14 protein-coding genes are annotated in these 12,966 nt (G+C 57.1%); 8 read left to right on the top strand and 6 right to left on the bottom strand.

What is annotated here, in order from left to right:
• Positions 1–125: 125 nt before the first annotated feature.
• Together ACSBLW_RS10390 and argB are read right to left on the bottom strand one after the other, a co-directional pair.
• A complete protein-coding gene (locus tag ACSBLW_RS10390; protein WP_435256557.1) occupies positions 126–938 on the bottom strand; it encodes a sterol desaturase family protein in 813 nt (270 codons plus the stop codon).
• A gap of 67 nt (positions 939–1,005) precedes the next feature.
• Positions 1,006–1,884, bottom strand: a complete 879-nt coding sequence (gene argB / locus ACSBLW_RS10385; RefSeq protein WP_435260090.1) for an acetylglutamate kinase — start codon at positions 1,882–1,884, stop codon at positions 1,006–1,008.
• 143 nt (positions 1,885–2,027) lie between these two features.
• On the opposite strand from argB, the gene ACSBLW_RS10380 reads away from it, so the two are divergent.
• Positions 2,028–2,759: an SDR family oxidoreductase gene (locus ACSBLW_RS10380; RefSeq protein ID WP_435256556.1), complete on the top strand. Its 732-nt coding sequence runs from the start codon at positions 2,028–2,030 to the stop codon at positions 2,757–2,759.
• Here ACSBLW_RS10380 and ACSBLW_RS10375 read toward each other — a convergent pair.
• Complete coding sequence (locus tag ACSBLW_RS10375) at positions 2,756–3,703, bottom strand: alpha/beta hydrolase (RefSeq protein WP_435256555.1); 948 nt, start codon at positions 3,701–3,703, stop codon at positions 2,756–2,758. The two genes, ACSBLW_RS10380 and ACSBLW_RS10375, sit on opposite strands and share 4 nt — an antisense overlap.
• 160 nt (positions 3,704–3,863) lie before the next feature.
• Between ACSBLW_RS10375 and ttcA the strand changes: the two genes are divergently transcribed.
• The 5 genes from ttcA (at position 3,864) to yihA (ending at position 9,669) form a co-directional block, all read left to right on the top strand.
• Positions 3,864–4,733, top strand: coding sequence for a tRNA 2-thiocytidine(32) synthetase TtcA (gene ttcA, locus ACSBLW_RS10370; protein WP_435256554.1), 870 nt, complete (start codon positions 3,864–3,866; stop codon positions 4,731–4,733).
• A gap of 59 nt (positions 4,734–4,792) precedes the next feature.
• Positions 4,793–6,319 (top strand): EAL domain-containing protein, encoded by a 1,527-nt coding sequence (locus ACSBLW_RS10365; RefSeq protein WP_435256553.1) that lies wholly within the window; start codon positions 4,793–4,795, stop codon positions 6,317–6,319.
• 118 nt (positions 6,320–6,437) lie between these two features.
• Positions 6,438–8,279 carry a membrane protein insertase YidC gene (gene yidC, locus ACSBLW_RS10360; protein WP_435256552.1) on the top strand — a complete coding sequence of 614 codons (1,842 nt, stop codon included), beginning with the start codon at positions 6,438–6,440 and terminating at the stop codon, positions 8,277–8,279.
• Positions 8,276–9,022 (top strand): MOSC domain-containing protein, encoded by a 747-nt coding sequence (locus ACSBLW_RS10355; RefSeq protein WP_435256551.1) that lies wholly within the window; start codon positions 8,276–8,278, stop codon positions 9,020–9,022. Before yidC ends, ACSBLW_RS10355 begins: the two co-directional genes overlap by 4 nt.
• Complete coding sequence (gene yihA / locus ACSBLW_RS10350) at positions 9,019–9,669, top strand: ribosome biogenesis GTP-binding protein YihA/YsxC (RefSeq protein WP_435256550.1); 651 nt, start codon at positions 9,019–9,021, stop codon at positions 9,667–9,669. The genes ACSBLW_RS10355 and yihA overlap by 4 nt, the downstream gene beginning before the upstream one ends.
• On the opposite strand, the gene yidD is transcribed toward yihA, so the two are convergent.
• The 3 genes from yidD to rpmH are packed head-to-tail and all read right to left on the bottom strand — an operon-like array spanning position 9,646 to position 10,490.
• Positions 9,646–9,906: a membrane protein insertion efficiency factor YidD gene (gene yidD / locus ACSBLW_RS10345; RefSeq protein ID WP_435256549.1), complete on the bottom strand. Its 261-nt coding sequence runs from the start codon at positions 9,904–9,906 to the stop codon at positions 9,646–9,648. The two genes, yihA and yidD, sit on opposite strands and share 24 nt — an antisense overlap.
• Positions 9,903–10,316: a ribonuclease P protein component gene (gene rnpA, locus ACSBLW_RS10340; RefSeq protein ID WP_435256548.1), complete on the bottom strand. Its 414-nt coding sequence runs from the start codon at positions 10,314–10,316 to the stop codon at positions 9,903–9,905. The genes yidD and rnpA overlap by 4 nt, the downstream gene beginning before the upstream one ends.
• A gap of 39 nt (positions 10,317–10,355) precedes the next feature.
• The gene (rpmH, locus tag ACSBLW_RS10335) at positions 10,356–10,490 is read right to left on the bottom strand and encodes a 50S ribosomal protein L34 (protein WP_435256547.1); all 135 of its coding nucleotides are present in this window, start codon (positions 10,488–10,490) and stop codon (positions 10,356–10,358) included.
• A 284-nt stretch (positions 10,491–10,774) separates the two neighbouring features.
• On the opposite strand from rpmH, the gene ACSBLW_RS10330 reads away from it, so the two are divergent.
• Positions 10,775–11,497 (top strand): TVP38/TMEM64 family protein, encoded by a 723-nt coding sequence (locus ACSBLW_RS10330; protein WP_435260089.1) that lies wholly within the window; start codon positions 10,775–10,777, stop codon positions 11,495–11,497.
• A 1-nt stretch (position 11,498) separates the two neighbouring features.
• The gene (locus ACSBLW_RS10325) at positions 11,499–12,917 is read left to right on the top strand and encodes a dihydrolipoyl dehydrogenase family protein (protein WP_435256546.1); all 1,419 of its coding nucleotides are present in this window, start codon (positions 11,499–11,501) and stop codon (positions 12,915–12,917) included.
• Positions 12,918–12,966 lie beyond the last annotated feature (49 nt).

The following is a 12,966-nucleotide window of genomic DNA, read 5'->3' as shown; positions in this document are numbered from 1 at the left end:
CGCCCAAAAACCCGGCTCCGCTGGCCCAATAAGAAGCACCGTTCTGGCCCAGTCTGGCAAAGCGTCGCCAACTTCGGGCTGAAAACCACCCAAGACAGTCAAATTGTGCGCTGCCAATTCTCTTTCTAGGGCCGCTTTGAACGCAGGAACGGAAGCTTTAGGCTCCATATCAGTCTTGTTGGGCTCTGGTCCCGCCATTGAAGTCCGATCTCCATCCCGTCATGGCCGGCTAAGGGTTGCGCCGTGTAAGTCCCGAATACACGATCCCAAATCGAAAGAGCAAAGCCATAGTTGCTATCGTGTTCTGCTCTTTCGACCGAGTGATGAACACGGTGCATGTCGGGGGTAACAAGTATCAGGCGCAAAGCCGCATCAAGCCGAGGAGGAAGCCTGAGATTTGCATGGTTGAACAAGGCAGTACCGTTCAACAGAATTTCAAAAAAAAGGACTGCCCAGATTGAGGGGCCAAGCAAATAAACCAAGCCAATCTTCAATACCATAGACGTGGCAATTTCGATCGGATGGAAACGAATAGCCGTCGTCACATCTAGATCTGGATCGGCATGATGCATCCGATGAAATCGCCAGAACAATGGAACCTTGTGGCTGAGCAGATGCTGCGCCCATATGGCCAGATCAAAGACGATCACTGCTGCAATTGCTTCAAACCAGGCAGGCAAGGTCAACCAGTTGAACAATCCCACGCCCAAAGCAGCGGCATCAAGAGCGGCCCCGATCGCCAGAAGCGGCAAAGCAATCGCCACAATTCGAAGCGTAAGCGTGTTTAGCAGGGTGATTACGAAATGTGTGGTCCAGCGCGTTCGTCTGGGAAACGATCGCTTCCGACGAGGCGCCAAGGTTTCTAGTCCCGCAAACAGCAGGAAAAGGCCCACGAAGACCCCAAGACGCAGAGCAGATTCCGAAACAAACAAATTCATGTTTCGGAATATGGCGGTTTGCTCTGTCTGCGTCCAGAAATTTCTATGTCGCGGACCGTTCCTGCGGTCAGCGTTTGACGTGCGGCTTAACGCGAGGAGCGGTTGAACGGATCTGTGAACCCGCCCCATGATCTGTAAAGAGTTCAAGGAGACAGGCGTTCGGAACTTTTCCATCCAGAATGGTGACAGCCCGTGTGCCTTTTTCCAGCGCCATAAGTGCGGTTTCTGTCTTTGGGATCATCCCGCCTGAAATGATGCCGTCTGCAGTCATCTGCCGGATTTCTTCGGGAGTGATTTGAGTCATGACCGACCCGTCTGCTCCCTTCACCCCAGGAACGTCGGTCAAAAGCAGCAGTCGGTCGGCCTGAAGTGCTCCTGCGATGGCGCCAGCAGCGGTATCGCCATTGACGTTGAAGGTTTCATTGTCGGCCATGCCAGTGCCGACAGGCGCGATAACGGGAATGATGCCGGCGTTGTAAAGATCGCGCAAAACTTGAACGTTCATTTCGATTGGCCGGCCAACAAAACCCAATTCCGGGTCATCCGCCTCGCAAACCATCAAGTCATCGTCCTTGCCGGAAATCCCGACAGCCCGTCCGCCCGCATCCATGATCGCCTGGACAATGCGTTTGTTGACTAAACCCGAGAGGATCATTTCGACGACCTGAACGGTCGCTTTATCCGTTACACGCTTGCCGCGTACGAATTCGGACTTGATCCCCAATTTGTTCAGCATTTCGTTGATCATCGGTCCGCCGCCATGCACCACAACGGGGTTCACGCCGACCTGACGCATCAAGACAATGTCCCTTGCGAACTCTGCCATTGCATCATCGTCGCCCATAGCGTTCCCGCCAAATTTCACCACGACAACAGCACCAGAATAGCGCTGAAGATAGGGAAGGGCTTCGGACAACATTTTCGCGGTGTTGATGGCATCTTGCATGGTCAGGGTCTGCTGCTTCATAGGGGACCTCCGGGTTCGGGGCCTTGATAGAGCAGTCGTTCCCCTATGCCAAGGAATTTGGCCCGCCTTGTCTTTCCCGACCGGAAGAGTAAGGATTAGCTGCGTTGCCCTTGGAGATTTCGATGAGCGAACAAAAAACCCTTGTCCTTACTGGCGCAAGCCGGGGAATCGGTCACGCGACGGTTAAGCGTTTCTCTTCTGAAGGTTGGCGGGTGCTGACCTGTTCAAGGCAGCCGTTTGATCCAAGATGTCCTTGGCCGGGTGGCGAAGAAAACCACATTCAGATTGACCTAGCCAGCCCGGACAAGACGATTGCTGCCATCGAGACGATCAAGGCCAAGGTCAATGGCAAGGTCCACGCCTTGGTCAACAATGCCGGCATCAGCCCAAAGGGCGAGGGCGGGAAGCGTTTGAATACCCTTGAAACGGACTTGCGCACTTGGGGGCAGGTGTTCCACGTCAACTTTTTCGCGTCGATTGTCTTGGCCCGTGGCCTTATGTCTGAACTCTCTGCCGCGAAAGGGGCGGTCGTAAACGTAACCTCAATCGCGGGTAGCCGGGTCCACCCTTTCGCCGGAGCAGCCTATGCAACCTCGAAGGCCGCCCTTGCCGCGTTGACGCGAGAGATGGCGCATGATTTTGGGCCAATGGGGGTTCGGGTCAATGCTATTGCCCCCGGTGAAATCGAAACGTCGATCTTGTCGCCTGGCACCGAAAAGATCGTGGAACAGCTGCCGATGCGCCGCCTAGGTCAGCCCAAGGAAGTTGCCGATGCGATCTGGTTCCTGTGTTCGGATCAATCAAGTTACATTTCGGGAACCGAGATCGAAGTGAACGGGGCGCAGCACGTTTAACGTTCGGGACGAAGGTAAAGTCTACCGTCCCGTGAAATTCGGGTCGGAATCGACTCTCTGTCTATCTCCCCCAAAAGGGTGAGGTAGACGTCTCTTAGGAACTGCGCAGATTGAAAGTAAAAGTTGTGGTCAGGAAAGGCCCCGACGAAGTCACCGTGAAACTGCTGATAGTATAGGCCGACGTCAACATTCACGGCTTTGCGCGGAGCCGATGCGGGCAAACCGATGCGTCCGACACGCGGCGACACGCCAACACGCTTCACGTTGGAAATCGAAAGCACCGAGTCGTAAGGGTTTTGGTAATTCGTCAGACGTACCGAGCGACGATAAAGCGATGAGCTTTTGGCCGTCGTCCCCATAGAGTCGGCGGAAACGTCACCCGAGCAGATCATCACTTGGTTCAGGGTCCAGCCCGTTGCAGCGATTTCACGGCGGTCATCAGCATCGTCCAGCGCCTCCCGCAGGACATAGGCCCCCATCGAATGTGCCAAAACGTGGGTGGAAATTTCGCACCCTTGCTGAATGTAGCGTGAAAGAGGCCCGATCGCGTCGCCAACCAGGCGAAGCGCGGTAAGTTTGGCGTCGGTTCGGTCATCCAGATAGTTCAAAGCCGAGTCCGCACTTGGCCAGTCAAAGCTGATGACTGCGCCTTGGTAGCCCAAAGACTCTAGTCCATTCCGGATCAATCGGTGTCGTTCAAGGACCGTCGCTTGCGAGGTGTTGAAGCCGTGGATGTAGATCAATACATCGCCATAGGGTGTTCCTTGGAAGCTGCGACGCGTTTCGGCAAGCGCAACGACCCGGTCGAACCAATCCCGTCGTGGGATCGCCAAGGCAGGCGATAACGTCGTGGCCCCCGGTGGGACTTCCAGAAACTTGGTTGGCCCCGGGCGGGGGGCAAATGCCCCCGACGAGACACCGCGTGCACAAAAGATATAGTCCATGGCGACCCCCAGATTTTTTGGCTGCGCGTTCACTCTACCCTAAATTGCATCACCCATCAGGTCAGGAATCCCCTTCATCGCTGTGCATTCGGGCGCAAGAATGCAGACTTTTGCAGAGCCGCGGCTTCTGGCATAAGCACCCCACGCCAGAGGATTGAGCATGCTAGATGACGCCGACGACATTCACCCGCTCTTTTACGGGGCCCCCAAAGGGCTGGAGTTTCGCAAGTTGCGAAAGCGTTTGGTGCAACAAGCGCGAGAGGCTATCGAGACCTATGGGATGGCTGTGCCCGGGGATCGCTGGCTGGTCTGCCTTTCTGGCGGAAAAGACAGCTACACTTTGCTCGCTGTTCTGCATGAATTGAAATGGCGTGGCCTTCTGCCCGTCGACCTTCTTGCCTGCAATCTTGATCAGGGCCAGCCGGGTTTTCCTGCGACCGTCTTGCCCGAGTTCCTTACAAAGATGGGCGTCGAACACCGGATCGAATATCAGGACACCTATTCAGTGGTGGTCGACAAGATCAAGCCGGGCGGAACGATGTGTTCCCTCTGCTCCCGGCTGCGTCGCGGCAACCTTTATCGGATTGCACGGGAAGAGGGTTGCTCGACAGTGGTTCTGGGCCATCACCGTGATGATCTGCTGGAAACCTTCTTCATGAACCTTTTTCACGGAGGACGGCTGGCCACCATGCCGCCACGCTTGCTGAATGAGGATGGAGACCTGTTCGTCGCTCGCCCTCTAGCCTTCGTATCAGAAGCTGATTGCGAAAAATTTGCGAGATCTATGAACTACCCAATCATCCCCTGCGACCTCTGCGGCAGCCAAGAAGGCTTGCAGCGTGCGCAAGTCAAAAAGCTTTTGGATGAATGGGAAACGCGCACTCCGGGCCGCAGGCAGGTTATGTTTCGCTCTTTGAAGAATGTGCGCCCGTCGCATCTGGCCGATCCGGGGATCTTTGATTTCGCGTCCTTGATGCGTGGATTGATCGAAACTGGTGAAAATCCTCCGCAACTTAAGAGTGAGGATTAAGACTTCGATCAAGGCTGAGACTTAGCGTCCTTCGTGATCTGACGACCTTGGGTGGCGGGATGACGCGATTTGGCATAGGCTCGGCAAAGAACGTTCCCGGAAATGGCAGGGGCGAGATACTTCTGCTCCTGCCGGCACTTTCACTTTTTGCCTATTGGCTTGCCGGTGAACCTGCCCTTATCGCGCTCTCTGTCCTTTCGCCTGCACTTTGGATCGTCTTCTCTTTCGTGCCAAATGCCCCCTCCGCTGCACAGCAAGACAACGGGTTTGGGGCAGAGGCAGAGTTGGTGGCATTTCTGGATCCAATTCTAAGGGATTTGCCAGTTTCCGGTCAGAAGACTGCCTGCTTTGTCGTGAGTTTCGATGACCAGGCCCGTCAGTTCGATCAGCACGGCGCAAGTTTGCGAGATCGGGTTGTTGTGCGAACGGCTGAAAGGCTGTCGGCGGCCTTACGAAGCGGTGACTTGGTCGTGCGTCTTGGGGATGGCAGTCTGGCTGTGGGGCTTAATCCAGTTCGCCGATTTGATCTTGAAACGGCCATTCAATTGGCGTCCCGGCTTCGGGCGGCCGCGATTGTGCCGTTGATCGTCGATGACCTGACTCTACACCCCTCGCTCTCAGTTGGGTTTTGCTTGGCAGAACGGTCGCCCGCCCCTTTGGGGCGCACCCTCTTGGACGCCGCACGGGCTGCTGCGGATGAGGCTTTGTTTCATGGGCCCGGTGCAATTCGATCCTATCTTCCCGACATGGCGCGCAGACGAGCTGACCGGTCCGAGTTAAGGGCTGGCGTCGAAAAGGCTCTGGAAGACGGCCAGATCAGGCCCTGGTTCCAACCCCAGATTTGCGCAGATACGGGCCGCATTTCGGGCTTTGAAGCCTTGGCGCGCTGGCATCATCCCGAGCGTGGCGTGATTTCACCTGCAGATTTCCTGCCCGTTATCGAGGATGTCGGGCTATCTGAAAAACTGGGCGAAGTTATCCTGCAAGGCGCACTATCTGCTTTGGTTCGGTGGGACCATGCAGGGTTCGACGTGCCGCGAGTTTCAATCAACCTTTCCGCGGCCGAACTTCGCTCCCCCAATCTGGGTGAAAGGTTGGAGTGGGAAGTGAATCGGTTCGGTGTGGATCCGTCGCGCCTGATCATAGAAGTCCTCGAAACGGTCGCGGCCAAATCAAGCGATGACCTGATTGTCGCCAATCTTACCTCTCTGTCTCGTTTGGGGTTCGGCATCGACCTAGATGACTTTGGCACAGGGCAGGCTTCGATTGCCAATATCAGGCGATTTTCGATTCGCCGGGTCAAGATTGATCGTAGTTTTGTGACGCATGTCGACACCGATCCTGAACAAAAGAAGATCGTCGCAGGTATCTTGCTGCTGTGTGAGCAATTAGAGTTGCAGACCGTCGCCGAGGGTGTGGAGACCCCCGCAGAGCATGGAATTCTGTCTCAACTTGGCTGCACCTATTTGCAAGGCTTTGGGATTGCTCGTCCGATGGCTTTGGAAGAAACCTTTGGCTGGATTGAACGAACGGAAGCGAATTACAGCATTCCGCGCACCATCGGCCGATCACCGCGCTCTGGATAATCGTTTCGTCCTGCGGCCAAGGGCCTTTCCTCCTGTTTTTCCCCTAAAACCGCTTGACCTTTGCTGCCCCCTTCTGTTGAACCACCGCTGACCAGAACAACACCGGCGGTAGCCTTCGATGGAAGATCAGAACAAGAACCTCATTCTCGCAACCGTGCTGTCCCTCGCGGTCATCATGGTCTGGTTCGTGCTGTTCCCACCCCCAGAACCAGTGCTTGATCCGAATGCGCCGGCCGTTACGGCAAGCGATGTCACCTCTCCGGTGACTGCGCCAGCAGCCGAAACAGCCACGGCCGAAGCGGCACCGACGCCGGCCGCTCAGGCCCCCCGCCTCACCATCGACACCCCCGAACTCAAAGGGTCGATCTCGCTTCTTGGCGCACGTCTCGATGATCTTGAGCTGAAATCCTACACCCAGACGATCGAGGATAACTCGGGCATCGTCCGCCTGCTTTCGCCGGTTGGCCAAGAGAATGCCTATTATGCCCTGCAAGGGTGGGGTCCGGCCGGATCTCTGGAATTCGCAGATGTTCCGGGCGCCAACACAGAATGGAAGCCTGCTGGTGGGGGAACGCTTTCGCCCGGCAATCCTGTGAAGCTGTCGTGGTCCAATGGCAAGGGGCTGGATTTCATCCGTGAAATCGCCGTTGATGACGCCTTCATGTTTACGGTGACCGATACGGTCACCAACACTGGCTCTGCCGAGGCACGTCTTTTCCCCTATGGCATCATTGCCCAGCACGGAATGCCAACGAACCTGGAGAATTTCTTTGTCAGCCACGAAGGTGTGGTTGCACGCGCTGATGGCACGCTGACCGAGACGAAGTACAAAGACGTGGCCGACCTGCCGCAGGTTGATCGTGAGGGCGGACTGGCCGAGGTGGTTGATGCGCAGACCGACGGCTGGATTGGTTTTTCCAGCAAGTATTGGATGACAATCCTTGTTCCAGAACAAGGCAAGCCCTTCACGTCCGTCACCAAATATGTGCCGACGTCGGATATCTATCAGACCGAAACGCGCCAGCCGGTTGTCGCAGTTGCTCCGGGGGCTTCGGTCACCAATTCGACGCGCATCTTTGCAGGGGCAAAAGAGTGGGAAACCATCCAAGCCTACCAAAATGAGGGTGCCGTCGGCGGGGCCGGCCAGCCGATTGCTGGTTTTGAGGATGTGATCGACTGGGGTTGGTTCTTCTTCCTGACAAAGCCGATCTTCTCGGTCCTGCACTGGCTGCACGGTGCCATCGGCAACATGGGCTTGGCCATTATCGCGCTGACCTTCGTCTTGAAGCTGCTCGTTCTGCCGCTGGCTTACAAATCCTATGTCAGCATGGCGCGCATGAAAGAGCTTCAGCCCGAAATGGAGGCGCTGAAAGAGCGCGCGGGCGAAGACAAGCAGATGCTTCAGCGCGAGATGATGAAGCTTTACAAGGACAAGAAGGTAAACCCGGCTGCGGGCTGCCTGCCGATCCTGATCCAGATTCCGATCTTCTTCTCGCTCTACAAAGTGATCTTCGTCACCATCGAACTGCGCCATGCGCCGTTCTTTGGCTGGCTGAATGACCTCAGCGCGCCAGACACTTCGTCGATCTTCAACTTCTTCGGCCTGCTTCCGTGGGATGCGCCTGCGGCTGGCAGCATCCTTGCCCTGATCTTCATCGGTGTTCTGCCGATCCTTCTGGGCATCACGATGTGGCTGCAGCAGAAACTGAATCCGGCCCCAACCGATCCGGTTCAGCAGCAGGTCTTTGCCTGGATGCCGTGGATTTTCATGTTCATGCTGGGTGGGTTCGCATCGGGTCTGGTTCTGTACTGGATCACCAACAACATCATCACTTTCGTCCAGCAATATGCCATCATGCGCAGCCACGGGCATAAGCCTGACATTTTCGGCAACATCAAATCTGGCTTCAAGAAGAAGGAAGCTGTTGCTGTTGCGGACAAATCGAAAAAGAAAAAATGATACGGCTGGCGCAGATTGTTCGCCATCCGATTAAGTCCGTGGGCTTTGAGGAATTGGCAAGCGCGTCCCTGACAAAGGGGCGCGCTTTGCCCTTTGATCGGGAATGGGCCGTTATCCATGAGGCGGCGAAGTTTGCCGAGTTGACGAGCTGGCAGCCAAAAATGAACTTTCTGCGCGGCGTTGCCGGGCCGGAGTTGATGGCAATTCAGGCAAGGCTGGATGAGGCGGAAGAGACGGTCACCCTGACCCACCCGCGGGCGGGAGAGATTAAGCTCTCTCCGGATCATGATGGTCAGCGGTTGATTGATTGGCTGCGACCCCTGTGGTCCACTGACCGTCCTGCGCCCGCACGCGTTGGCCGCGTTCCGGGGCAGCCTATGTCGGACACTCCTTCGCCCTTTGTCGCGCTTTTGAACCATTCCTCGAACCGCGCGCTTGGACAACATCTTGGCCAAGACTTGTCGATCCACCGGTGGCGCGGCAACCTGTGGCTGGATTGCATGTCGCCATGGGAAGAATTTGATCTGGTCGGCAAATCGGTTCGCATTGGCGAAGCTGTACTAGAGGTGCAGGAGCGCATCACACGGTGCAAGGCTACCACGGTTAACCCCAAGACGGGACGTGCGGACGCAGATACGCTAGGCGCGCTTGAACAACATTATGGCCATCAGGACTTTGGCGTATACGCCTTGGTCACGAAATCCGGAAATATCGCCCAGGGCGATGAGGTGACGATCCTATGACCATGCAATTCCCCTTGGCCGAAGACCCGGATGAGTTCAGCCGCGAAAAAGGCCGTCTTTTGTTCGCAGGCCCTGTCGATTTCTTGAAAGGCGTTGTTGCGATGTCTGGCCTTCCCCCGGCTGACCGGGTGGAAGTCTGCTTTGCCGGGCGTTCAAACGTGGGCAAATCCAGCCTGATCAATGCCCTGACAGGCCGCAAGAACCTTGCCCGCGCATCGAACACACCAGGGCGGACGCAAGAAATCAACTTCTTTACCTTGGGCGAAGAACGCTATCTGGTCGACCTTCCGGGCTATGGCTATGCCGAGGCACCCGTCGCTATCGTTGCCAAGTGGCAAGCGCTTTTGAAGAACTACCTGCAAGGGCGGCAGACCCTGCGCCGCGCTTTCGTGCTGATTGACATGCGGCACGGGGTTAAATCCGTTGATGATGAGATCCTGACGCTTTTGGACCGTTCGGCTGTGACCTTTCAGGTGGTGCTGACCAAAGCCGACAAGGTGAACAAGGCCACGCGCGAGGCGACCATAGCACAGGTGCAGGGCGCCTTGGCAAAACACCCGGCGGCCTTCCCGGAAATCATCGTCACCAGCTCGGAAAAAGGCGATGGGATCGAGACCCTTCGCTCAGTCATCGCCACGCTTGTCTAGGTCGTGCTGGGGGTCAGCCCCCGGCACCGGGTCATAGCCATGCCCACCCCAAGGGTGGCAGCGGCAAAGGCGATGAACCATCAGATAGCCGCCTTTCAGGCCTCCATGCCGCTCTAACGCCTCTAGGGCGTAGACGGAGCAGGTTGGCTGATACCGACATCCATGGCCTACCCAAGGCGAAAAGAGTAGCCGGTAAGCCTGCACGGGCAATGCCACGATGCGGGCCAAGGGCGTCATGGCTGCCCCTTGTGAATCTGGCGCAGGGCCGTCTCAAGATCGTTCAATAAATCTGCGAAGGGCCGGCTGATGGTGGCAGCAGGGCGTGCCACCAGAACATAGTCCCAGCCGGGTTGTCCAAGCCTAGGCAGGACGGCGCGCGCCACTTCCCTCAGCCGTCTTTTCGCGCGGTTGCGGGCGACGGCATTTCCGATCTTCTTGGATGCGGTGAAACCCGCCTGAACCGTGGGACTTTCGTCATTGCGAAAGCGAGCCTGCACCAGAAAACCGCCTGTCCCCTGTCGGCGCGCGGAAGCAGCGCGCAGGAATTCGGGCCTGGTTTTCAGGGTTTTCAGGCAAAGCGAAACCGCCAGAGGCGCGACGGGCGCTTCGGCGGTAATGCCTTGGCCCGTTTCCTCTGGCGGCGTCATGTCTTTCAAAATCCGCTCGGCCCCGAAGGACCAAAGGAATTAGGCCGACAGGCGCTTGCGGCCCTTGGCGCGGCGGGCAGCCAGCACCAGACGACCACCTTTGGTGGCCATGCGCGAGCGGAACCCATGGCGGCGCTTGCGAACCAGGTTCGACGGTTGATATGTGCGCTTCATCGCGGCTCTCCATCAGACATCTTGCCCGAACCCCGAAGGATTCGAGGGCAGGGAACTTGAAGCCCGTCCTTTACGGGTCGTTCGGCGGCAAGTCAACGGCAGATCACCCCAAAAAGGGCGGTTTTACTGCAACATTTCGACCGTCATTCTCCGAAAACGGCCGGGAAATGTTTCAATTCCCGACATTCCGTACACGCTACAAAGGTTCCGGATCAAGCGGGCGTGACCCGCCCTATCGCACTTTGATCGGCTCGGTCATCTTGGGCCGATACAAAGAGGCACAAATGACAACCGCAAAGAAACCAAATCCCAATTGGGTCAGACGTTTGCCGATCCTTCTGATCGTCGGTGGCGCGATTCTAGGAGCCTTCACACTGAGAGATCAGCTGTCATTTGATGCCTTGTCACAACATCGCGAGGCGCTTCTGGCGTTTCGGGATGCGAACTTCACATTGGCCAGTTTGGTCTTTGTTCTTAGCTATGTGGTGATCGTGGCCTTCAGCCTGCCGGGCGCAACCATCGCCACACTGACTGGCGGATTTCTTTTCGGGCTTTTCCCCGGCACGCTTTACAATGTGGTCGCAGCGACCGTCGGCGCAGTAGCGGTATTTCTTGCGGCTCGCGCGGGATTCGGGGCCGATGTCGCGGCCCGTATCGAGGAAAAAGGCGGTGCCGCCGCGCGTCTGCAATCAGCCTTGAGGGAAAACGAATGGTCGGCGTTATTGATCATGCGTCTGGTGCCCGCGGTTCCCTTTTTCATTGCGAACCTGCTTCCAGCCTTTGTTGGCACCTCTCTGTGGCGCTTTGCGATAACAACTTTTGTCGGGATCATTCCCGGTGGCTTGGTGTTTACGTCGATCGGCGCAGGTCTGGGCGAAGTCTTTGCCACGGGGGGCACGCCCGACTTGTCGATCATTTTCGCACCGCATGTCTTGGGGCCGCTGTTGGGGCTGGCAGCCCTGTCGGCGCTGCCCATTGTGCTAAAGCGCTTTCGGAAGGAGTCCTGAGTTGCAAAAGATCGAGACAGATATCTGCGTGATCGGGGCGGGCTCTGGCGGGCTTTCTGTGGCAGCTGGTGCGGTTCAGATGGGCGCGCGTGTCGTGCTGATCGAAGGCGGAAAAATGGGTGGCGATTGCCTGAATTCGGGTTGCGTGCCGTCCAAGGCCTTGATTGCCGCCGCAAAGGCCGCGCATGCGATGCGAAGCGGTGTCGCCTTTGGCATTGCTCCGGTGGAACCGCAGGTCGATTTCGCGGCAGTGAAAGACCATGTTTTCAAGGTGATCGAAACGATTGCCCCCGTGGACAGCCAAGAACGGTTCGAGGGGCTTGGCTGCACTGTCATCCGTGCTTGGGCGCGCTTTGTCGGGCCTGATATGGTGGAGGCCGGAGATAAGCGTATCAAAGCCCGCCGTTTTGTGATCGCCACAGGAAGCCGCCCCTTTGTTCCGCCGATCCCAGGGCTTGCCGACCTGCCGTACTATACAAACGAGACGATCTTTGCGCTGAGGGAAAGGCCCGAGCATCTGATCGTGATCGGCGGCGGTCCCATCGGCATGGAGATGGCGCAGGCGCATCGGCGTTTGGGGTGCAAGGTGACGGTCGTTGAGGGAGCCAAGGCACTTGGCAGGGGTGATCCAGAGCTTGCAGCGGTGGTTCTGGAGAATCTGCGCGGGGAAGGCGTTGAGATTCTTGAGAATAGCCCTGTCACCTCCGTTTCCGGGTCTGCCGGTGCCATTGATGTCGGCCTTGGCGATGGCCGGACGGTCTCGGGCAGTCACCTATTGGTCGCGGTCGGTCGGCAAGTTCATCTGGACGGGCTGAACCTTGAAGTGGCTGGTGTGAGTTATGATCGGAAGGGGGTGAAGGTTGACGCCTCGCTTCGGGCTTCGAACCGCAAGGTCTATGCGATTGGCGATGCGGCGGGGGGGCTTCAGTTTACCCATGTTGCTGGCTATCACGCGGGGGTGGTGATCCGTCAGATCGTGCTTGGGCTACCCGCCAAAGCAACGATGCGCCACATTCCTTGGGCGACCTACACAGACCCAGAACTGGCGCAGGTGGGATTGACCGAGGCCGAGGCGAAGAAGGCGCATGGTGAGGCGCTGACAGTCTTGCGGCAAGAGTTCCGCCACAACGACCGCGCCTTGGCTGAAGGCAAGGGAAAAGGTTTGCTAAAGGTGATGGTCGTCAAGGGCAAACCCGTGGGGGCAAGTATGGCCGGACCAATGGCTGGCGAGTTGATCGGGCTTTGGGCTTTGGCGATTTCCTCAGGCCTGAAGATGGGAAGCATCGCCGGAATGGTCGCCCCCTATCCGACAATGGGGGAAATCAGCAAACGTGCGGCAGGAGCCTATTTTTCTCCCAAACTCTTTGATAATCCTTTGCTGAAACGGGTGGTTGGGCTGGTTCAGCGCTATCTGCCGTGACGAGGTGCAAAGGGAGACAGTGTGACGAAGGGCCGGTTCTTTAAAACCC

Source organism: Thioclava sp. FR2, assembly GCF_051200875.1.
Classification (GTDB): domain Bacteria; phylum Pseudomonadota; class Alphaproteobacteria; order Rhodobacterales; family Rhodobacteraceae; genus Pseudotabrizicola.
This window is presented reverse-complemented; position numbering and strand designations above follow the sequence as displayed.